The 21,401-nt window shown below is 72.5% G+C and carries 18 protein-coding genes; 1 reads left to right on the top strand and 17 read right to left on the bottom strand.

Annotated elements, in window-relative coordinates:
• Window positions 1–97: 97 nt before the first annotated feature.
• The 3 genes from ACX25U_RS30105 to fmt all read right to left on the bottom strand — a co-directional run bounded on the left by ACX25U_RS30105 (window position 98) and on the right by fmt (window position 3,346).
• Window positions 98–565: an ATP-binding protein gene (locus tag ACX25U_RS30105; protein WP_454384640.1), complete on the bottom strand. Its 468-nt coding sequence runs from the start codon at window positions 563–565 to the stop codon at window positions 98–100.
• Window positions 566–918: 353 nt separating this feature from the next.
• Entirely contained in the window at window positions 919–2,346 is a 1,428-nt protein-coding gene (locus ACX25U_RS30100; RefSeq protein ID WP_454384639.1) for an RsmB/NOP family class I SAM-dependent RNA methyltransferase, read from the bottom strand.
• A gap of 67 nt (window positions 2,347–2,413) precedes the next feature.
• Window positions 2,414–3,346 carry a methionyl-tRNA formyltransferase gene (fmt, locus tag ACX25U_RS30095; RefSeq protein ID WP_454384637.1) on the bottom strand — a complete coding sequence of 311 codons (933 nt, stop codon included), beginning with the start codon at window positions 3,344–3,346 and terminating at the stop codon, window positions 2,414–2,416.
• A 257-nt stretch (window positions 3,347–3,603) separates the two neighbouring features.
• Here fmt and ACX25U_RS30090 point away from each other — a divergent pair, with 257 nt between their 5' ends.
• Window positions 3,604–4,137 carry a hypothetical protein gene (locus ACX25U_RS30090; RefSeq protein WP_454384635.1) on the top strand — a complete coding sequence of 178 codons (534 nt, stop codon included), beginning with the start codon at window positions 3,604–3,606 and terminating at the stop codon, window positions 4,135–4,137.
• A 238-nt stretch (window positions 4,138–4,375) separates the two neighbouring features.
• Here the strand turns inward: ACX25U_RS30090 and ACX25U_RS30085 are convergent, their stop codons facing one another.
• The 14 genes from ACX25U_RS30085 to pyrR form a co-directional block, all read right to left on the bottom strand.
• The gene (locus ACX25U_RS30085; RefSeq protein ID WP_454384633.1) at window positions 4,376–6,523 is read right to left on the bottom strand and encodes a primosomal protein N'; all 2,148 of its coding nucleotides are present in this window, start codon (window positions 6,521–6,523) and stop codon (window positions 4,376–4,378) included.
• A gap of 135 nt (window positions 6,524–6,658) precedes the next feature.
• Window positions 6,659–7,867, bottom strand: coding sequence for a methionine adenosyltransferase (metK, locus tag ACX25U_RS30080; RefSeq protein WP_454384632.1), 1,209 nt, complete (start codon window positions 7,865–7,867; stop codon window positions 6,659–6,661).
• Window positions 7,868–8,105: 238 nt separating this feature from the next.
• Entirely contained in the window at window positions 8,106–9,308 is a 1,203-nt protein-coding gene (coaBC, locus tag ACX25U_RS30075; RefSeq protein ID WP_454384630.1) for a bifunctional phosphopantothenoylcysteine decarboxylase/phosphopantothenate--cysteine ligase CoaBC, read from the bottom strand.
• 140 nt (window positions 9,309–9,448) lie between these two features.
• A complete protein-coding gene (gene rpoZ / locus ACX25U_RS30070; RefSeq protein WP_004933985.1) occupies window positions 9,449–9,721 on the bottom strand; it encodes a DNA-directed RNA polymerase subunit omega in 273 nt (90 codons plus the stop codon).
• 86 nt (window positions 9,722–9,807) lie between these two features.
• Window positions 9,808–10,401 (bottom strand): guanylate kinase, encoded by a 594-nt coding sequence (gene gmk / locus ACX25U_RS30065; protein WP_454384628.1) that lies wholly within the window; start codon window positions 10,399–10,401, stop codon window positions 9,808–9,810.
• Window positions 10,402–10,458: 57 nt separating this feature from the next.
• On the bottom strand, window positions 10,459–10,782 hold the full coding sequence (locus ACX25U_RS30060) for an integration host factor (RefSeq protein WP_003977346.1): 324 nt from the start codon (window positions 10,780–10,782) through the stop codon (window positions 10,459–10,461).
• Between the two features lie 287 nt (window positions 10,783–11,069).
• Window positions 11,070–11,915, bottom strand: coding sequence for an orotidine-5'-phosphate decarboxylase (gene pyrF / locus ACX25U_RS30055; protein ID WP_454384626.1), 846 nt, complete (start codon window positions 11,913–11,915; stop codon window positions 11,070–11,072).
• Complete coding sequence (locus ACX25U_RS30050; protein ID WP_454384624.1) at window positions 11,912–13,027, bottom strand: quinone-dependent dihydroorotate dehydrogenase; 1,116 nt, start codon at window positions 13,025–13,027, stop codon at window positions 11,912–11,914. The genes pyrF and ACX25U_RS30050 overlap by 4 nt, the downstream gene beginning before the upstream one ends.
• An 80-nt stretch (window positions 13,028–13,107) precedes the next feature.
• Complete coding sequence (gene carB, locus ACX25U_RS30045) at window positions 13,108–16,416, bottom strand: carbamoyl-phosphate synthase large subunit (RefSeq protein ID WP_454384622.1); 3,309 nt, start codon at window positions 16,414–16,416, stop codon at window positions 13,108–13,110.
• Window positions 16,409–17,566 carry a glutamine-hydrolyzing carbamoyl-phosphate synthase small subunit gene (gene carA, locus ACX25U_RS30040; protein ID WP_454384620.1) on the bottom strand — a complete coding sequence of 386 codons (1,158 nt, stop codon included), beginning with the start codon at window positions 17,564–17,566 and terminating at the stop codon, window positions 16,409–16,411. Before carA ends, carB begins: the two co-directional genes overlap by 8 nt.
• Complete coding sequence (locus ACX25U_RS30035) at window positions 17,563–18,156, bottom strand: PH-like domain-containing protein (protein WP_454384618.1); 594 nt, start codon at window positions 18,154–18,156, stop codon at window positions 17,563–17,565. Before ACX25U_RS30035 ends, carA begins: the two co-directional genes overlap by 4 nt.
• The gene (locus ACX25U_RS30030) at window positions 18,153–19,466 is read right to left on the bottom strand and encodes a dihydroorotase (protein ID WP_454384616.1); all 1,314 of its coding nucleotides are present in this window, start codon (window positions 19,464–19,466) and stop codon (window positions 18,153–18,155) included. Before ACX25U_RS30030 ends, ACX25U_RS30035 begins: the two co-directional genes overlap by 4 nt.
• A 5-nt stretch (window positions 19,467–19,471) precedes the next feature.
• The gene (locus tag ACX25U_RS30025; RefSeq protein WP_454384615.1) at window positions 19,472–20,503 is read right to left on the bottom strand and encodes an aspartate carbamoyltransferase catalytic subunit; all 1,032 of its coding nucleotides are present in this window, start codon (window positions 20,501–20,503) and stop codon (window positions 19,472–19,474) included.
• 150 nt (window positions 20,504–20,653) lie between these two features.
• A complete protein-coding gene (pyrR, locus tag ACX25U_RS30020; protein WP_454384613.1) occupies window positions 20,654–21,241 on the bottom strand; it encodes a bifunctional pyr operon transcriptional regulator/uracil phosphoribosyltransferase PyrR in 588 nt (195 codons plus the stop codon).
• Between the last annotated feature and the right edge of the window lie 160 nt (window positions 21,242–21,401).

Below are 21,401 nucleotides of genomic sequence, written 5' to 3'. Positions count from 1 at the left end.
TCGCCTCCACCACCGGCGTGAACGCGGCGCACTGCGCATGAACCCCCAGTACCGCCGCACTGTGTCTTCGAAACGAGCCAAGGCGGACGACAGGCTGTCACCGCGGGGCTCCGTGGGCGCGGCCTCCCGCGCCTCCGCCACCACGAGCCCCCGGCCGCCCGGCGGTTGCCAGGCCACCGTCCCGTCCGGCCCCAGCGCCGCGCGTGCGGAGGAACATCCCACGGCCCTGCTCCTCCTCTGGATCCGCCCGGTGGACGACGGGCTGCGCCGCGGAGCCGTCCGTGGCCTCCACGAGCAGACGGTCACCGATCTGCATCAGGTCCAGCGTGATCCACGTGCCGGGCGCGTGCTTGAGCGCGTTCCCGATCAGCTCGCTGACGAGCAGCCGGCTGTCGTCGACGGCTTCGGGCGGGCAGCCCCACGAGGCCAGGACCGCGCCCACCGCCGCGCGCGCCCTGCCCGCCTCGGCCGCCGTCGGCCGGAGATGGAGGTGCACATGCCGGCCGAAGCCCAGGTCGCAGTCGGAACAGGCGGAACCGTCGCGGCCGTCGCGGGCGTACGGCATGGCCTCGTACTGCCGGGGCGACTCCCGGCCCTGCGGTTCCGTGCAATGGCGTGCCGCGCGGCGGCGCGGGTCGTGAAGGTAGGTCGTCTCAGGCCCCTCTGCGCAGTGCGCGGGCGCGGCCGACGCGCGGCGGTGAGGGGGGCGCGCACGGCCCGGAGGCCCGTCGTCGTGGGCACCCGACGTCTCCGGCAAGCGACGTTCGGCTGCGTACGGCTCCAGACATCGATGCCCTCCCGATGGCCCTGCACCCGGGGCGGCGGCTCCGCCGCGGGCGTCCGTGCCTCACCCTGGGCGACGTAGGGAGAGCGGCGGTATAGCGGCGGTATCCGCTCCGGTCGCCAAGGGCGCGCGGCTCAGCCGGTGCGGCGGATGAGGGCCAGGTACATCGCGTCGGTCCCGTGCAGGTGCGGCCACAGCTGTACGTCGGGGCCGCCGCCGAGGGCCGGGACGCCCGGGAGGAGGGGGCGGGCGTCGATCAGCTCGGCCTCGGGGAACTGCTTGAGCGCGTCGGCGACGACCGCGCGGGTCTCGGCGAGGTGGGGCGAGCAGGTGGCGTAGCCGACGACACCGCCGACGCGGACGGACCGAAGGGCCGTGCGCAGCAGGCCGCGCTGGAGCGGGGCGAAGCCGTCCAGGTCCTCCGGGCGGCGCCTCCAGCGTGCCTCGGGACGGCGGCGCAGTGCGCCGAGGCCGGTGCAGGGGACGTCGACGAGGACGCGGTCGAAGCTGCCGGGGTGCCACGGCGGGCGGGTGCCGTCGGCGGCGATCACCTGGTACGGGCCGGGATTGCCGGCGAGCGCCCTGGCCACCAGGCCGGCCCGGTGGGGCTGCTTCTCGGAGGCGAGCAGGACGGCTCCGCGTCCGGCGGCGAGCGCGGCGAGCAGGGCCGCCTTGCCGCCGGGGCCGGCGCAGCCGTCGAGCCACTTCTCGTCGGGGCCTTCCAGGGGCGCGCCGGCGAGGGCGAGGGCGACGAGCTGGCTGCCCTCGTCCTGGACGCCGGCCCGGCCCTCCCGTACGGCGTCCACGGCGCCCGGCTCGCCGCCCTCGGTGAGCCGTACGGCGTACGGCGACCAGCGGCCCGGAGCGGCGGCCTCCTCGCGCAGCAGCTCCTCGGTGGTGGCGCGGCCCGGCCGGGCGACGAGGGTCACCTCGGGCCGCTCGTTGTCGGCCCGCAGCAGGTCCTCGATGCCGGCGCGTCCGCCGCCGAGGGAGTCCCACAGGGCGGAGACGACCCAGCGGGGGTGGGAGTGGACGACGGCGAGGTGGCCCTCGGGGTCCTCGTCGTAGGGCGGGGCGACCTTCTCCAGCCAGCCGTCGAGGTCGTCGCGCGCGACCTTGCGCAGCACGGCGTTGACGAACTTGGCCCGGCCGTCGCCGAGCACGACCCGTGCGAGCTCGACGGTCGCGGACACCGCGGCGTGGCTCGGGATGCGGGTGCCGAGCAACTGGTGGACGCCGAGGCTCAGCACGTCCAGGACCGGCGGGTCGACGTCCCTCAGCGGCCGGTCGACGCAGGCGGCGAGGATCGCGTCGTAGGTCCCCTGGTGGCGCAGCGTGCCGTACACCAGCTCGGTGGCCAGCGCGGCGTCCCGCCCGTCGAACTTCTCGGGTCCCTCCTTCTCGCGCGCCTTGCGCAGCAGGGGCGGCAGGACGAGGTTGGCGTAGGCGTCCCGCTCGTCCACGGCGCGCAGCGCCTCGAAGGCGAGGACGCGGACGGGGTCCTTCTGGGGCCGGCGGTAGGGCTTGGCGGGCTTGCGGGGCCGACGGGAGGTGTCGCTCACGAAAAAGGTGCTCCGGATGTCTGGATGCGCTGTGCACCCAGCCTACGTCCCGGGCCGGACCGGCCGGTCAGCCCCCGAGGTTCTCGTTCCCGGAGATGCGCGCCCCGCGCGCCCAGTCCGCGGCCGTCATCGGCTTCTTGCCCTGGGCCTGCACCCACAGCAGCTCCACGGCGTACGAGCCGGTGCCGACGTGGACGCTCTTCTTGCCGGCGGCGATGGTGCCCGGGGCCAGGTCGGTGCGGTCGGGCACGGGCGCGACCTGGATCAGCTTGAGCCGCTCGCCGCGGAACGTGGTCCAGGCTCCGGGGGCCGGGGTGCAGGCGCGCACCACGCGGTCCACGCGCAGGGCGGGGGCCGTCCAGTCGACCCTGGCGTCCTCGACGGTGATCTTGGGGGCGAGGGTGACGCCCTCGGACGGCTGCGGTACGGCCTTCAGGGTGCCGTCCTCGATGCCGTCCATGGTGGCGGCGAGCAGCCCGGCGCCGGCGAAGGCGAGCCGGGTGAGCAGGTCGCCGCTGGTGTCGGTGGGCCGGATCTCCTCCGTGACGGTGCCGTAGACGGGACCGGAGTCCAGACCCTCCTCGATGAGGAAGGTGGACGCGCCGGTGATCTCGTCCCCCGCCATGAGGGCGTGCTGCACGGGGGCGGCGCCGCGCCAGGCGGGCAGCAGGGAGAAGTGCAGGTTGACCCAGCCGTGGGCGGGGATGTCCAGGGCGGCCCTGGGCAGCAGGGCCCCGTAGGCGACGACGGGACAGCAGTCCGGGCCGATCTCCTTCAGCCGCTCCAGGAACTCCGGCTCCCGCGGCTTGAGCGGCTTGAGCACCTCGATCCCGGCCTCCTCCGCCCGCTCGGCGACCGGACTGGCGACCATCCGGCGCCCACGCCCGGCCGGCGCGTCGGGCCGGGTGACCACGGCGGCCACCTCGTGCCGCCCGGAGGCGAGCAGGGCATCCAGGGCGGGAACGGCGACCTCTGGGGTACCGGCGAAGACGAGCTTCATGGGACGGCTTGGCCCTCTCAGGCGGAATGAACGGCGACCAGCGCACCAGTCTATGACCACCGTCACGGGGCCGCCGCCGGGCAAGGCCCGGGGGGTGGGGCGCAGCGCGTGTGTATTCGCGGGGGCGTGCGTATATGTCGCCACGCCCCCCGCAGCGTGACCAGCGGAGCGAAGGCGCGTTGGTCAAGAGAGAGTTGACCACAGCGGGCCGTCCGCGCGGCCCGGTTCCTTTCAACGCCGGTTCGAGAGGCTTGTTCATGGCCGACCACGCAACCCACGACGCCCAGGCCCGGGCCAGCCTGCACCTGCTGGTGCGGGACATCGAGCGGGTCCGCCGGCAGGTGGACGCGCTGCGCACGCTCACCGCCCAGTTGGGCAACGTCTACCGCCCGCGCCGCTCCGGCCCCTCCACGGGCTTCGTCGTCTACGGACGTGCCCCCGCCCCGACGGTCCGTCTCGCGCAGGAGCTGCGGGACAGTGTCGAGACGCTGGTCACGGCCGCCGTGGACTTCGACCGCTCGCTGGGCTTCTCGTGGGACGCCGTGGGCTCCGCCCTGGGCGTCACCAAGCAGGCCGTCCACCGCCGTTACGGCGCCCGCCGCGCCGCCGCGCAGGCAGCCGCCGAGGCCGAGCGGGCCCCGGAACCCTCGGGCACCCGCACGGTCAACGTCGGCGCCGGCATCCCCACGGTCCCCGCGGCTCGCTCCATGCCGACCCAGCCCACCGCCGGCGGCCCCACCCTTCGTGACGAGGTCCGCCCCACGGCCTTCCCGGGTCCTCGCAACGGCTGACCACCACCGCGTCCCCCTGACCGGGCCGGAGAGCGCGGCCCCGACGTCCACGGGCGGGGACCGACTCGCGGTTGCCGACGGCGGCACTCGCCCCGCGGAGGCCTCCGCGGGGCGGCTCGCCACGGCGCGGCCCGGCCGCGAGCCGGTGACCGGTCTCCCCAAGCGTGCGATCCCGCCCGTGCCGGACGGCGGCAGGCTTCCCCCGAAGCCCGCCCGTCCGGAGCTCGGTGGGCGTCCGTCAGCCGATGTCCGGTGGGTCGATGCGTACCCAGACCGTCTCGCCGCCTCCCCTGGCCATTCGGGCCGCCCGGGCGGACTTCAGGGCGGTGGCGAGGGCGGCTCCGCTGCCGGGCGGGACGCGGATCAGGGCGCGGGCCCAGTGTTCGCCGGGCGGGGGCGTGCCCGAGCGGCGGGGACGGCCAGGAGGCGTGACCGGGAGCGGGACGGGCCCCAACACCTCGGCTTCGCGCGGTAGTTCGATGGTCGGGAGGAAGTCGGTCACCCTCTCCTCCGGACCGGACACGGCCGCCATGCGGGACACCGGCGGGAAACCCAGCTCCGCGCGTTCGGCCAGCTCCCGTACCGCATGGCCGACGGGGTCCCACCGCACCAGGGCCTGCACAGGCCGCAGTGTCGGCTCGGCGACGACGACCACGGTGCCGCCCGCCTCCTGCGGCCGTACCAGCGCGGCGGCCGCGATCCAGCGCCGTAGCGCGTCCTCGCCCGCCCGCAGGTCGGGCCGTCCGAGCATGGCCCAGCCGTCCAGCAAGAGCGCGGCCGCGTACCCGCCCTCGGCGACCGGCTCGGCGCCCGGTGTGCTCACCACGAGCGCGGGCGTGTCCGGCACCGTGTCCAGCACGTGCTCGCGCCCCGAGGTCCGCACCGGCACGGCGGGGAAGGCCCGCCCCAGCTCCTCGGCGGTCCGCCGGGCCCCGACGACCTGGGCGCGCAGCCGGGACGCGCCGCACTCCGGGCAGTGCCAGGCGGCTTCCTCGCGCCCGCACCACCCGCACCGCAGCGCCCCGGTGTCCTGCGCCTGCAGGGGCCCTGCGCAGTGCCGGCAGCGCGCGGGCGCCCGGCACCGCGCGCAGGCCATCCACGGCACATAGCCCCGACGGGGCACCTGCACCAGTACGGGCCCGTGCCGCAGCCCCTCCCTGGCCGCCTGCCAGGCGAGCGACGGCAGCCGCGCGGCCCTGGCGGCCTCGTCGCGCGCGAGATCGCCGTCGTTCACGGTGCGCACGAGCGGAGCCGCCTTCCGCACCTGCTGCCGCGCCGCGACCAGCGGCCCGGCCCAGCCGCTCTCGACGAGCTGTGCCGCCTCCACCGTGCAGCTCCAACTGCCCAGCAGAAAACCGCACTTGCCCTGCGCGGCGCGCAACAGCAGCACCTCGCGGGCATGCGGCTGCGGCGCGTGCTGCTCGCTGTGGCTGTCGTCCCCGTCGTCCCAGAGCGCCACCAGTCCGAGGTCCCGCACCGGCGCGAACATGGCCGCCCGCGTCCCCACCACGGCCCGCACCGAGCCCCTGCGCACCGCGAGCCACTGCCGGTACCGCTTCTCGGGCCCCGCGTCGGCGGTGAGCAGAGCATGCCGTCCCTCGCCCAGGAGGGCGGTCAGCGCGGCGTCCACCCGGGCGGCGGTCCTCCCGTCCGGTACGACGACAAGCGCACCCCGTCCCGAGGCCAGCGCGGCGGCGACCGCGCGGGCCAGTTCCTCGCTCCACCCGGGCCCCGGGAGCGCGTTCCACACGGCACGCGGCGAGCCGCCCCTGGCCAGCGCCTCCAGGAATGCCGGCCCCCGCTCGTACCGGGTCCAGGAGCCCGCCTCGGGCGCGGACGGAGGCGGCAGCGGTGCGGGCGAGGGCCGCTGCTCGGCCCGCGCGCTGCGCGGCGGCACGGCGAGCTGCAGTACATCGGCGACACTGCCCGCGTACCGGTCGGCGACGGCCCGCGCGAGGCCCAGCAGCTCCTCGCTGAGCACGGGCTCGGGCGACACGACCTGGGCGAGCGCGGCCAGCGGCCCGGAGTAGTCCGACTCGGCCCGGCGCTCGATCAGATACCCGTCGACGAGCCCGCCGCCCTCGCGCCGCCCCTCCCGCACCCGGTGCCGTCCGGCCCCGAAACGCACCCGCACCCGCACTCCGGGCTGCGCGTCGGCGTCCAGCTCGGCCGGCACGGCATAGTCGAAGTACCGGTCGAGGTGCAGCACGCCCTTGTCGACCAGCACCCGCGCCACGGGCAGCTCCCCGGCGAGCGCGGCCCCTCGCCAGGTCCGCGGCTTGGCCCGGGGCTCCTTGGCCCTGCGCACGCTCTCCCGGATGAGCGCGAGCTGCTCCGGCGGCGCCCCCGCGGCGCCGCCGTGCTCCGTACCGTTCTCGCTGCTCACGCTTGCATTCTTACCAAACGGGACTGACAACCGACGGCGCCCGGACCTCCGCCGCCCCCGCGGCCCCGGCATGCGCCGAGGCCCGGACCCCTACGGGGGTCCGGGCCTCGCTCGGTCCTCGAATCGGGCCGGGCCCTACAGCCCCGTCGCCTCGCGCAGCGCGTCCACGCGGTCCGTGCGCTCCCAGGTGAAGTCGGGCAGCTCGCGGCCGAAGTGGCCGTACGCGGCGGTCTGGGCGTAGATCGGGCGGAGCAGGTCGAGGTCGCGGATGATGGCGGCCGGACGCAGGTCGAAGACCTCGTCGATCGCCTTCTCGATCTTCTCCGGCTCCACCTTGTGCGTGCCGAAGGTCTCCACGAACAGGCCCACCGGCTCGGCCTTGCCGATCGCGTACGCCACCTGCACCTCGCAGCGGGAGGCCAGACCCGCCGCCACCACGTTCTTGGCGACCCAGCGCATCGCGTACGCCGCGGAGCGGTCCACCTTGGACGGGTCCTTGCCGGAGAACGCGCCGCCGCCGTGGCGGGCCATGCCGCCGTAGGTGTCGATGATGATCTTGCGGCCGGTCAGACCGGCGTCACCCATCGGCCCGCCGATCTCGAACCGGCCGGTGGGGTTGACCAGCAGGCGGTAGCCCTCGGTCTCCAGCTTGATGCCGTCGTCCAGCAGCGCCTTCAGCTCCGGCTCCACGACGAACTCGCGGATGTCGGGCGCCAGCAGCGAGTCCAGGTCGATGTCGCTCGCGTGCTGCGAGGAGACCACGACGGTGTCGAGGCGGACCGCCTTGTCGCCGTCGTACTCGATGGTGACCTGCGTCTTGCCGTCGGGGCGCAGGTAGGGGATCGTGCCGTTCTTGCGCACGTCCGACAGCCGCTTGGACAGCCGGTGCGCCAGGAAGATCGGCAGCGGCATCAGCGTCGGCGTCTCGTCGGAGGCGTAGCCGAACATCAGGCCCTGGTCGCCCGCGCCTTGCCGGTCCAGCTCGTCCTCGTCGCCCTCGACCCGGGACTCGTACGCCGTGTCGACGCCCTGCGCGATGTCCGGGGACTGCGCGCCGATCGACACGGACACACCGCAGGAGGCGCCGTCGAAGCCCTTCTTGGAGGAGTCGTAGCCGATCTCGAGGATCTTGTTGCGGACCAGGGTCGCGATGTCCGCGTAGGTCTTGGTCGTGACCTCGCCGGCCACGTGCACCAGGCCGGTGGTGATCAGTGTCTCCACGGCGACCCGGGAGGTCGGGTCCTCGCGCAGCATCGCGTCAAGGATGGAGTCGCTGATCTGGTCAGCGATCTTGTCGGGGTGGCCCTCGGTCACGGACTCCGAGGTGAACAGGCGACGGGACACAACGCTCCCTGGGGTTGCAGCGGCTGCTGGCTGATCATTGGTGGACGACACGGGGGCTGCGCCCGGCGTCGTCCGCGAACAGTTTATCGGTCGCGCTCGGCCACCGCCCCACCCGTCTCGCCTCTCGGGAGCGCTGTGACCTGCGGCACGGGCATTCTGCCCAATGTCCGGCGGACTTGACCAGAGCTGCCACGCGGCGAAGGGCGACGCGAGAGAGAGACGGGGAACAAGGCGACGCTCAGCCCAGCCGGGCGGCCACCAGGTCCCACACGGTCTCGGCCAGGGCCTCCTTCGGGCCGTGCGGCACAGGGGTTTCGCCGCCGTCGGCGGCCAGCACCACGGCCTCGTTCTCCTCCGCGCCGAAGGTCTTGCGCTCCCCCACCTCGTTGACCACGAGCAGGTCGCAGCCCTTGCGCGCGAGCTTCCTGCGGCCGTTGGCGAGGACGTCGTCGGTCTCGGCGGCGAAGCCCACGATCACCTGTTCGGGCCGCGCCCGGTCGGCCGATATCTCCGCGAGGACGTCCGGATTGCGCACCAGGGCGATGGGCTCGGGCTCCTGGTCGTCCTTCTTCTTGATCTTGCCGGCCGCGTAGCTCGCGGGGCGGAAGTCGGCGACGGCGGCGGCCATGACCACCGCGTCGGCGTCCGCGGCCGCCTTCAGCACGGCCTCCCGCAGCTGCACGGCCGTACCGACCCGGACGACGTCCACGCCCGCCGGGTCCGGCAGGCCGGTGTTCGCGGCGACCAGCGTGACCCGGGCGCCCCGGGCCGCCGCGGTGCGCGCGAGGGCGTAGCCCTGCTTGCCGGAGGAGCGGTTGCCGAGGAAGCGGACGGGGTCGAGGGGCTCGCGGGTGCCGCCGGCGCTGACGACGACGTGCCGGCCGGCGAGGTCGGGCTCGCCCGCGCCCCGGGCGAGGACGCGGCGGCAGACCTCGAAGATCTCCGCCGGGTCGGGCAGCCGGCCCTTGCCGCTGTCGACGCCGGTCAGCCGGCCGACCGCCGGTTCGACGACGACCGCGCCGCGGCGGCGCAGCGTGGCCACGTTCTCCTGGGTGGCCGGGTGCTCCCACATCTCCGTGTGCATGGCGGGGGCGAAGACCACCGGGCAGCGGGCGGTGAGCAGGGTGTTGGTCAGGAGGTCGTCGGCGAGGCCGTGGGCGGCCTTGGCCAGCACGTCCGCCGTGGCCGGGGCCACGACGACCAGGTCGGCGTGCTGGCCGATGCGCACGTGCGGGACCTCGTGCACGTCGTCCCAGACCTCGGTGGAGACGGGGTTGCCGGACAGGGCGGACCAGGTCGCCGCGCCGACGAAGTGCAGTGCGGAGGCCGTGGGGACGACACGCACGTCGTGCCCCGACTCGGTCAGCCTGCGCAGCAGCTCGCACGCCTTGTACGCGGCGATGCCGCCACTGACCCCCAGAACGACCTTCGGCTTGTCCACCGTCTCTCCCCGGCTCGGAAACGTATGACCCCATGCTGCATCAACGCGGGGGACGACCCCCGCACCCCCGAGCAGACCACAGGCCCGACAGTCGCGCTGCCGGGCCTGTGGAAAAACCTACTGCGATCCGCAGATACGACTTACTGACCGGGGCCCTCGACGGCCTCGGACGTCAGCAGACCCGCGTTGATCTCCCGCAGGGCGATGGAGAGCGGCTTCTCGTGGACGTGGGTGTCGACGAGCGGACCGACGTACTCGAGGAGGCCCTCACCGAGCTGCGAGTAGTACGCGTTGATCTGGCGGGCCCGCTTGGCCGCGTAGATCACGAGGCTGTACTTCGAGTCGGTGGCCTCGAGGAGCTCGTCGATCGGCGGGTTGATGATGCCCTCGGGCGCGGAGATGGAAGAGGACACGCTCTACCTTCCGATGGATGGGAAAGAATCAGTCGGTGCGACCGTCACGGCGACTGTCACTGTCACGATCACAGTCCCTGTCACGATCACACAACGTCCATCAAGGCTAGCAGCTCGCGCGCCACGTCCTCGACGGAGGTGTTGACCAGGGTCTCGTCGAACTCCGGCTCGGCCGCGAGCTCGGTCTTCGCCGCCCGCAGCCGGCGCTCGATCACCTCGGGCGGCTCGGTCCCCCGCCCGGTGAGCCGGCGTACGAGCTCCTCCCAGGAGGGAGGCGCCAGGAACACCAGCCGGCCCTCGGGCATGGACTCGCGGACCTGCCGGGCCCCCTGGAGGTCGATCTCCAGCAGGACCGGCACACCGGCCTCCAGGTGTTCCAGCACGGGGGCGCGCGGCGTGCCGTAGCGGTTGCCCGCGAACTCGGCCCACTCCAGCAGCTCGCCGTTGGCGATCAGCTTGTCCATCTCGTCGTCGGTGACGAAGAAGTAGTGGACGCCGTGCTGTTCACCGGGGCGGGGCCTGCGGGTCGTCGCGGACACCGACAGCCAGACCTCGGGGTGTTCCTTGCGCATATGAGCGACGACCGTGCTCTTGCCGACCCCCGAGGGGCCGGAGAGCACGGTCAGCCGCGGACGTGCGTCCGGGGGTACGGGGGGTGTCCCCCGGGGTGTTACAGCCATGCGGCGATTATTCCAGCAATCCCGGAGTTCCCGGGACTCCCTCCCGCAGGGCCCGGGTCAGGAGCCGGTGCTGCCGAACTCACGCTCCAGAGAGGCGATCTGGTTGGAGCCGAGACCGCGCACCCGGCGACTCTCGGAGATGCCGAGTCGTTCCATGATCTGCTTGGCGCGGACCTTGCCCACGCCCGGCAGCGACTCGAGCAGGGCGGACACCTTCATCTTGCCGATGACGTCGTTTTCCTGGCCCTGCTTGATGACCTCGTGCAGGGAGGCGCCGGAGTGCTTGAGTCGATTCTTGACCTCGGCCCGCTCCCGGCGAGCCGCGGCGGCCTTTTCGAGCGCGGCTGCGCGCTGTTCAGGGGTAAGGGGCGGAAGAGCCACGCCTACGTCACCTCGGATGTCGAACTGTCGGATACGGACCGGTGAGGAACCTAGTCGCCCCACACCTGGGGAGCCACGAGCAACACGCTTGCCCGTTCTCCCCCACTGCCTTGAGGGCGTGGGAGGTGCCCTCACTCGACGGAGACTAGCGGTCGAGGGCGCCTGAGTCAGCGAGAACAGCGGAAAAGTCCTGGTCAGCCTCCGTCAGTCCGGACATTTAGAACATACTGCCCTGGATTCGAGAACGCATCCAGACTTGAGCACGCCCCCGACCGCCCGTCCGGTCCTCAGCCCGCGGCCATCGCGGCCTGGATCTCCTCCACGAAACGTTCCGTGGCGTCACGCAGCGCCACCACGTCGGGACCGTGACGCAGAACACCCCGGCTGACGTTCGGGACCACATTGCGCACCGCGGTCCCGAAGGCCCGGGGAAGGTCGGCCGGCGTCGCTCCCTGGGCGCCGATGCCGGGGGCGAGGAGCGGACCGCCCATCTGAAGGTCGTACGACGACAGATCACCGAGCGTGGCGCCCACCACCGCGCCGAAGGAGCCCAGCGGGGTCTGCCCGGCGTTCTCCTCGGCGAGGTGCGCGAGCACGGTCGCGCCCACGGTGCGGCCGTCGGGCCGTACGGCGTGCTGGACCTCCGCGCCCTCCGGGTTGGAGGTCAGCGCCAGCACGAACAGGCCCGCGCCGCTCTCCCGCGCCAGGTCGACCGCGGGCTTCAGCGAGCCGTAGCCGAGGTAGGGCGAGACGGTCAGCGCGTCCGAGAACAGCGGCGCGCCCTTGCGCAGGAACGACTCGGCGTAGGCGGCCATGGTCGAGCCGATGTCGCCGCGCTTGGCGTCCATGATCACCAGTGCGCCGGCCGCCCGCGCCTCCTCGACCGTCCTCTCCAGGACGGCGACGCCGCGCGAGCCGAAGCGCTCGAAGAAGGCGCTCTGCGGCTTCAGGGCGGCGACCCGGTCGGCGACCGCCTCCACCACCGTGCGGCTGAACCGCTCCAGAGAGGCCACGTCGTCGCTCAGGCCCCACTCGGCGAGCAGGGACGCGTGCGGGTCGATGCCCACGCACAGCGGGCCGCGCTCGTCCATCGCACGGCGCAGACGCGCGCCGAAGGGTTCGATCGGGCTCATGCCGTCGTCCCCGCCTTCTTCACATCGGCGCCGACCGCGTCGGCGAGGGTGGCGTACGGGCTGTTGCGCAGGCGCGCGGCGAGCCCCTTGTGGACGGCGCGGCCCCAGAAGGGCCCCTGGTAGACGAAGGCGCTGTAGCCCTGGACCAGCGTGGCGCCGGCCAGGATGCGCTGCCAGGCGTCCTCGGCGCTCTCGATGCCGCCCACGCCGACCAGCGTGACGCGGTCGCCCACACGCGCGTAGAGGCGGCGCAGCACCTCGAGGGAGCGGGCCTTCAGGGGCGCACCCGAGAGCCCTCCGGTCTCCTTCACCAGCGAGGGCGCGGAAGTCAGACCGAGGCCCTCGCGCGCGATGGTGGTGTTGGTGGCGATGATCCCGTCCAGGCCGAGCTCCACGGCCAGGTCGGCGACGGCGTCGACGTCCTCGTCGGCGAGGTCCGGCGCGATCTTCACCAGCAGCGGCACCCGGCGTCCCGGCACGGCCCGGTCGGCGGCCTCGCGCACGGCGCTCAGCAGCGGGCGCAGCGCCTCGGTGGCCTGCAGGTCGCGCAGACCGGGGGTGTTCGGCGAGGAGACGTTGACGACCAGGTAGTCGGCGTACGGGGCCAGCCGCTCGGTGGACTTGACGTAGTCGCCGACGGCCTCCTCCTCCGGGACGACCTTGGTCTTGCCGATGTTGACGCCCACCACGGTCCTGAACACGGGCGTACGGGAGGCCAGGCGCGCCGCGACGGCGAGCGAGCCCTCGTTGTTGAAGCCCATGCGGTTGATGAGCGCACGGTCGGCGACCAGCCGGAACAGCCGCTTCTTCGGATTGCCGGGCTGCGGCTCCCCCGTCACCGTGCCGATCTCCACGTGGTCGAAGCCCAGCATCGACATCCCGTCGATCGCGACGGCGTTCTTGTCGAAGCCGGCGGCGAGCCCGAACGGGCCGTGCATCCGCAGCCCGAGGGCCTCGGTGCGCAGCTCCTCGTGGCGGGGAGCGAGCGCGGCCGCGACGAAGGTGCGCAGCACCGGGACGCGGACGGCGAGCCGGATCCAGCGGAAGGCCAGGTGGTGCGCCTGCTCGGGATCCATCCGCTGGAAGACCAGCCGGAAGAAAAGCTTGTACATGACTGAGTTCTCTCGGTCCTCGTGAAGACGTGGTCCTCGTGAAGAGGGGGACACCGTTTCCGGTGTCCCCCTCGGGGCTGCTAGTCGCGTGTCGCGGTCAAGAAGCCGGCGTGCTCCTGCAGGGAGCGGACGCCCACGTCGCCGTGGTGGAGGGCGTCGATCCCCTGGACCGCCGCGGCCAGGGCCTGGACCGTGGTCAGGCAGGGCACGGAGCGGGCCACGGCCGCCGTACGGATCTCGTAGCCGTCGAGGCGGCCGCCGGTGCCGTACGGGGTGTTGACGATGAGGTCGACCTCGCCGTCGTGGATGAGCTGGACGATGGTCTTCTCGCCGTTCGGGCCGGGGCCGTCGGACTGCTTGCGCACCACGGTGGCGTGGATGCCGTTGCGCTTGAGCACCTCGGCGGTGCCGGAGGTGGCGAGCAGTTCGAAGCCGTGGGCGACCAGCTCACGGGCCGGGAAGATCATCGACCGCTTGTCCCGGTTGGCGACCGAGATGAAGGCGCGGCCCTTGGTCGGCAGCGGACCGTACGCCCCCGCCTGCGACTTGGCGTACGCCGTGCCGAAGACGGAGTCGATGCCCATGACCTCGCCGGTGGAGCGCATCTCCGGGCCGAGCACGGTGTCGACGCCGCGCCCGGAGGTGTCCCGGAAGCGGCTCCAGGGCAGCACGGCCTCCTTGACGGAGATCGGCGCGTCCAGCGGCAGCGTGCCGCCGTCGCCGTTCTTCGGCAGCAGGCCCTCCTCGCGCAGCTCGGCGACGGTCGCGCCCAGCGAGATCCGGGCGGCGGCCTTGGCCAGCGGCACGGCGGTCGCCTTGGAGGTGAAGGGCACCGTACGGGAGGCGCGCGGGTTGGCCTCCAGGACGTAGAGGATGTCGCCGGACAGCGCGAACTGGATGTTGATCAGGCCGCGCACCCCGACGCCGCGCGCGATGGCCTCGGTGGAGGCCCGCAGCCGCTTGATGTCGTACCCGCCGAGCGTGATCGGGGGCAGCGCGCACGCCGAGTCGCCGGAGTGGATGCCGGCCTCCTCGATGTGCTCCATGACGCCGCCGAGGTACAGCTCCTCGCCGTCGTAGAGGGCGTCGACGTCGATCTCTATGGCGTCGTCCAGGAACCGGTCGACGAGCACCGGCCGGGAGGGGCTGATCTCGGTCGACTCGGCGATGTACGCCTCCAGCCGCGCCTCGTCGTACACGATCTCCATGCCGCGTCCGCCGAGGACGTACGACGGGCGGACGAGGACCGGGTAGCCGATCTCGTCGGCGATGGTCTTGGCCTGGGCGAAGGTGGTGGCGGTGCCGTGCTTGGGGGCGGGCAGGCCCGCCTCGGCCAGCACCTGGCCGAAGGCGCCCCGGTCCTCGGCGGCGTGGATCGCCTCCGGGGGGGTGCCGACGATCGGCACGCCGTTGTCCTTCAGGGCCTGTGCCAGGCCCAGCGGGGTCTGTCCGCCCAGCTGGACGACGACGCCGGCGATCGGGCCGGCCTGCCGCTCCGCGTGGACGATCTCCAGCACGTCCTCCAGGGTGAGCGGCTCGAAGTACAGCCGGTCGGAGGTGTCGTAGTCGGTGGAGACGGTCTCCGGGTTGCAGTTGACCATCACGGTCTCGTACCCGGCGTCGGACAGCGCGAAGGAGGCGTGCACGCAGGAGTAGTCGAACTCGATGCCCTGGCCGATGCGGTTGGGGCCGGAGCCCAGGATGATCACCGCGGGCTTCTCGCGCGGGGCGACCTCGGTCTCCTCGTCGTAGGAGGAGTAGAAGTACGGCGTCCTCGCGGCGAACTCGGCGGCGCAGGTGTCGACCGTCTTGTAGACCGGGCGGATGCCGAGCGCGTGCCGCACCTCGCGGACCACGTCCTCGCGCAGGCCGCGGATCTCGCCGATCTGCTGGTCGGAGAAGCCGTGCCGCTTGGCGTCGGCGAGCACTTCGGCGGTGAGTTCGGGCGCCTCGGCGAGCTCGTCGGCGACCTCCTTGATCAGGAACAGCTGGTCGACGAACCAGGGGTCGATCCTGGTGACGTCGAAGACCTCCTGCGGCGTGGCGCCCGCGCGGATGGCCTGCATGACCGCGTTGATCCGGCCGTCGGTCGGGCGGACGGCCGCCTGCAGCAGCTCGTGCTTGTCGCCGGGCTCGCCGACGAACGTGAACTGGCTGCCCTTCTTCTCCAGCGAGCGCAGGGCCTTCTGGAAGGCCTCGGTGAAGTTGCGGCCGATGGCCATGGCCTCGCCGACCGACTTCATGGTGGTGGTCAGCGTGGAGTCGGCGCTCGGGAACTTCTCGAAGGCGAACCGGGGCGCCTTGACGACCACGTAGTCCAGGGTCGGCTCGAAGGAGGCCGGGGTCTCCTGCGTGATGTCGTTCGGGATCTCGTCGAGGGTGTAGCCGACGGCGAGCTTGGCGGCGATCTTGGCGATGGGGAAGCCGGTCGCCTTGGACGCCAGGGCCGACGAACGCGACACGCGCGGGTTCATCTCGATGACGATGACCCGGCCGTCCTCGGGATTGACCGCGAACTGGATGTTGCAGCCGCCGGTGTCGACGCCGACCTCGCGGATGATGGCGATGCCCATGTCGCGCAGGATCTGGTACTCGCGGTCGGTGAGCGTCATCGCCGGGGCGACGGTGATGGAGTCGCCGGTGTGCACGCCCATCGGGTCGAAGTTCTCGATGGAGCAGACGACCACGACGTTGTCGTTCTTGTCGCGCATCAGCTCCAGCTCGTACTCCTTCCAGCCGAGGATGGACTCCTCCAGGAGCACCTCGGTGGTCGGGGAGAGCGCGAGGCCGGTGCCGGCGATGCGGCGCAGCTCGTCCTCGTCGTGGGCGAAGCCGGAGCCGGCGCCGCCCATGGTGAAGGAGGGGCGGACGACGACCGGGTAACCGCCGAGCTCGTCTACGCCGGCCAGGACCTCGTCCATGGTGTGGCAGATCACCGAGCGGGCGGACTCGCCGTGCCCGATCTTCTGCCGGACGGCCTCCACGACCTCCTTGAACTGGTCGCGGTCCTCGCCCTTGTGGATGGCCTCGACCTTGGCGCCGATCAGTTCGACGCCGTACTTCTCCAGGACGCCGTTCTCGTGCAGCCTGATGGCCGTGTTCAGGGCCGTCTGGCCGCCCAGGGTGGGCAGCAGCGCGTCGGGGCGCTCCTTGGCGATGATCTTCTCGACGAAGTCCGGGGTGATCGGCTCGACGTAGGTGGCGTCGGCGATCTCCGGGTCGGTCATGATCGTCGCCGGGTTGGAGTTGACGAGGACGACCCTCAGGCCCTCGGCCTTCAGGACGCGGCACGCCTGGGTGCCGGAGTAGTCGAACTCGGCGGCCTGGCCGATGACGATCGGGCCGGAGCCGATGACCAGGACGGACTGGATATCGGTGCGCTTAGGCACGCTGGCCCTCCATCAGGGAGACGAAGCGGTCGAACAGGTAGGCGGCGTCGTGGGGTCCCGCGGCCGCTTCGGGGTGGTACTGGACGCTGAAGGCCGGCTTGTCGAGCAGCCTCAGGCCCTCCACCACGTTGTCATTGAGGCAGACGTGGGAGACCTCGACACGGCCGAAGGGCGTGTCGGAGACCCGGTCGGTGGGGGCGTCCACGGCGAAGCCGTGGTTGTGCGCGGTGACCTCGACCTTGCCGGTCGTACGGTCCTGCACCGGCTGGTTGATGCCGCGGTGGCCGTACTTCAGCTTGTAGGTGCCGAAGCCGAGCGCGCGGCCGAGGATCTGGTTGCCGAAGCAGATGCCGAACAGCGGTGTGCCGCGCTCCAGGACGCCCCGCATCACGGAGACGGGGTGGTCGGCGGTGGCCGGGTCGCCCGGCCCGTTGGAGAAGAACACCCCGTCGGGCTCGACCGCGTACACCTCCTCCAGCGTGGCCGTGGCCGGCAGCACGTGCACCTCGATGCCGCGCTCGGCCATACGGTGCGGGGTCATGCCCTTGATGCCGAGGTCGACCGCGGCGACGGTGAACCTCTTCTCGCCGATCGCCGGGACGACGTACGCCTCCTGGGTGGCGACCTCCGCGGACAGGTCGGCGCCCTCCATCCGGGGCGCCTGAAGGACCCGGTCCAGCAGCGTGGCGTCGTCCTGAACGGCCTCGCCGCTGAAGATGCCGACGCGCATGGCCCCCTGCTCGCGCAGGTGGCGGGTGAGGGCGCGGGTGTCGATGCCGCTGATGCCGACGACGCCCTGGGCGGCCAGCTCCTCGTCCAGGCTGCGCTTGGCGCGCCAGTTGGACGGCCGGCGCGCGGGGTCGCGCACCACGTAGCCGGAGACCCAGATCCGCTGGGACTCGGGGTCCTCGTCGTTGACGCCGGTGTTGCCGACGTGCGGGGCGGTCATGACGACGACCTGGCGGTGGTACGACGGGTCGGTGAGGGTCTCCTGGTAGCCGGTCATGCCGGTGGAGAACACGGCCTCGCCGAACGTCTCCCCCACGGCTCCGTAGGCACGGCCGCGGAAGATCCGGCCGTCCTCCAGGACGAGTACGGCTGGAGCCCCCTTGTGCCTCTGCGAAGCGGTCTCCTGGCTGGAGGTGGTCATCGTTCGGCGCCTTCCGTGCTGTGCTTTTCGGTCAGGGAGTTGAGGGCTTCGACCCACGCGGGGTGCTCGGCCGCCCGGTCGGAGCGGAACCCGGAGTCGATCAGCCGTTCGCCGTGCGCCCAGGTCACGATCAGCAGGCCGCCCTCGGTGAGGACCTTGCCGGCGATGCCCTTGTCGAGCCGGGCCCCGCGCAGCTGTGCGGCCGGCACGAAGAAGTCGGTGGCTCCGGGGCGTACGACGTCCAGGCCGGCGTCCGTCAGGGTCAGCTCGGCCCGGCTGCGGGTGCCCAGGCCCCGGGCCACGATGCGGTCCAGCCACTGACCGGCGGTGGTGGAACCGTGGTAGCGGCCGGTCATCGTCCGTTTCGGCTCACCGGGGTCCTGCGGTGCGGAGGGCAGCTCGGGCAGGTCGCCCTGGAGGGTGCCGCGCCACTTCCAGCCCTCGCGCATCAGCCAGTAGACGAGGGCGACGAACAGGGCGAGGCCGACCAGCCAGCCGATGCGGGCGGCCCAGTCGGTGACCTCGGCCGACTTCTCTTCGGCGGCGAGCCCGGTGGCGAGCCCGGCTGCGAGCAGTGTTGCAGGTGTCACGTGAGCTTCCCGTCGACGAGCGTGGCCTTGCCCCGGAGCCACGTGTGGGTGACACGGCCCGGCAGCTCACGTCCCTCGTACGGGGTGTTGCGGCTGCGCGAGGCGAAGCCCGCGGGGTCCACCTGCCCACGGTATGCCGTGTCGACCAGGATGAGGTTCGCGGGCTCACCTGCCGAGACGGGACGGCCATGGCCGGTGGCCTGTCCGATCCGAGCGGGCTTGAAGGACATGCGGTCGGCGACGCCGGCCCAGTCCAGCAGGCCCGTGTCGACCATGGTCTCCTGGACCACTGACAACGCGGTCTCCAGGCCGACCATGCCCATGGCGGCGGCGGCCCACTCGCAGTCCTTGTCCTCGTGCGGGTGGGGGGCGTGGTCGGTGGCGACGATGTCGATGGTGCCGTCGGCCAGCGCCTCGCGCAGGGCGTGCACGTCCCGCTCGGTGCGCAGCGGCGGGTTCACCTTGTAGACCGGGTTGTAGGTGCGCACCAGCTCGTCGGTCAGCAGCAGGTGGTGCGGGGTGACCTCGGCGGTGACCCGGATGCCGCGGGACTTGGCCCAGCGGACGATCTCGACGCTTCCGGCGGTCGACAGGTGGCAGATGTGCACGCGGGAGCCGACGTGGTCGGCGAGCAGCACGTCGCGGGCGATGATCGACTCCTCGGCGACGGCCGGCCAGCCGCCGAGTCCCAGCTCGGCGGAGACGACGCCCTCGTTCATCTGGGCGCCCTCGGTCAGGCGCGGCTCCTGGGCGTGCTGGGCGACGACGCCGCCGAATGCCTTCACGTACTCCAGCGCCCGGCGCATGATCACCGCGTCGTCGACGCACTTGCCGTCGTCGGAGAAGACGGTCACCCCGGCGGCCGACTCGTGCATGGCGCCGAGCTCGGCGAGCTTCCTGCCCTCCAGGCCGACGGTGACGGCGCCGATGGGCTGGACATCGCAGTAGCCGTGCTCCCGGCCGAGCCGCCAGACCTGCTCGACGACGCCGGCGGTGTCGGCGACGGGGAAGGTGTTGGCCATGGCGAACACGGCGGTGTAACCACCGGAGGCGGCGGCGCGGGTGCCGGTGAGCACGGTCTCGGAGTCCTCGCGGCCCGGCTCGCGCAGGTGGGTGTGCAGGTCGACCAGGCCCGGCAGCAGGACCTTGCCCTCGGCCTCGACCACGGTCACGTCCTGCGCGCCTCCGGCACGACCGGCGCCTTCCGCGTCCAGGCCCGTGCCCACCTCGGCGATGGTCTCGCCGTCGATGAGCACGTCCTGGGGCTCACCGCCGAGCACCTTCGCACCACGGATCAGGATCTTGCTCATGTCGGTTACTTCTCCTCGGCGAAAGAGGTGTGCGCGGAGCGCTCGTCAGAAGGGTGGTGGTGGGAGACGGGCGGGCGGACTTGGGTGAGGGCGGTCTCGTTGCCGCCGAGCAGCAGGTACAGCACGGCCATGCGGATGGAGACGCCGTTGGCGACCTGCTCGACGGCCGTGCAGCGCTCGGAGTCGGCGACCTCGGCGGTGATCTCCATGCCGCGGACCATCGGGCCGGGGTGCATCACGATGGCGTGCTCGGGCATCCTGGCCATGCGGTCGCCGTCGAGGCCGTAGCGCCGGGAGTACTCGCGCTCGGTGGGGAAGAAGGCGGCGTTCATGCGCTCGCGCTGGACGCGCAGCATCATCACCGCGTCGGACTTGGACAGCGTGGCGTCGAGGTCGTAGGACACCTCGCAGGGCCAGGACTCGACGCCGACGGGCAGCAGGGTCGGCGGGGCGACCAGGGTGACCTCGGCGCCGAGGGTGTGCAGCAGGTCGACGTTGGAGCGGGCGACCCGGCTGTGCAGCACGTCGCCGACGATGGTGATGCGCCTGCCGGACAGGTCCTGGCCGAGGCCCGCGTCCCGGCCGACCAGCCGGCGGCGCATGGTGAAGGCGTCGAGCAGGGCCTGGGTGGGGTGCTGGTGGGTTCCGTCGCCGGCGTTGATGACGGCGGCGTCGATCCAGCCGGAGTTGGCCAGCCGGTACGGGGCTCCGGAGGCGCCGTGCCGGATGACGACGGCGTCGACGCCCATCGCTTCCAGGGTCTGGGCGGTGTCCTTCAGGGACTCGCCCTTGGAGACCGAGGAACCCTTGGCGGTGAAGTTGATGACGTCCGCGGACAGCCGCTTCTCGGCGGCCTCGAAGGAGATCCGGGTGCGGGTGGAGTCCTCGAAGAAGAGGTTGACGACGGTGCGGCCGCGCAGGGTCGGCAGCTTCTTGATCGGCCGGTCGGCGACCCGGGCCATCTCCTCGGCGGTGTCGAGGATCAGGACGGCGTCGTCACGGGAGAGGTCGGCGGCCGAGATGAGATGACGCTGCATCTGTCAGGCTCCGTAAGGAAGTTCATTCAGGAAGCGGGGGTTGGGGCCCGCGGCGGCCGCTTGTGTCACAGCCCCGGAAGGCACAGCCGGGCAGGCGGGCGCGCGGAAGGCACACGCGCGGCGCGTACGGCGTCGCGTACGCGCGCGTGGCTACGGCTGCCGCTCGCCCGGGGCGGCCGGCTTGGCGCCGAGCAGCACGGTGTCGCGACCGTCCTCCTCGGCGAGCAGGACCTTGACCGTCTCCCGCAGCGACGTGGGGAGGTTCTTGCCGACGTAGTCGGCGCGGATGGGCAGTTCGCGGTGGCCGCGGTCGACCAGGACGGCGAGCTGCACCGCGCGCGGGCGGCCGATGTCGTTCAGGGCGTCGAGGGCGGCGCGGATGGTGCGGCCGGAGAAGAGCACGTCGTCGACGAGGACGACCAGACGGCCGTCGATGCCGTCCCCGGGGATCTCGGTGCGGGCCAGCGCGCGCGGGGGCTGCAGGCGCAGGTCGTCGCGGTACATGGTGATGTCGAGCGAGCCGCGGGGGACCTTGCGCTCGGTGATCTGCTCGAGCTTGGCGGCGAGCCGCTGGGCGAGGAAGACACCCCGGGTCGGAATGCCGAGGAGTACCACGTCGTCGGCGCCCTTGGCGCGCTCGACGATCTCGTGGGCGATGCGGGTCAGCACCCGTGCGATGTCGGGGCCCTCGAGAACGGGCCGTGCATCGGACGTATGTGCGTTCGCGTGCGTGTCCATACGAAACGGACCTCCTTCTCCGCCTCACGGGACGGACCTTAAAGGACGTCGGAATTGCGCCATCCACGTTAGCAGGTGCCGGAGACCTCCCTGATCACCCCCTTGGCGCAACCCGCTGCCGTTACCACGGAAGCGGCGGTGTGGACCATTCGGCTTGACG

Source organism: Streptomyces sp. JNUCC 63, from assembly GCF_054366325.1.
The sequence above is the reverse complement of the archived record's forward strand: the minus strand, read 5'-3'. Positions and strand labels throughout refer to the sequence as shown.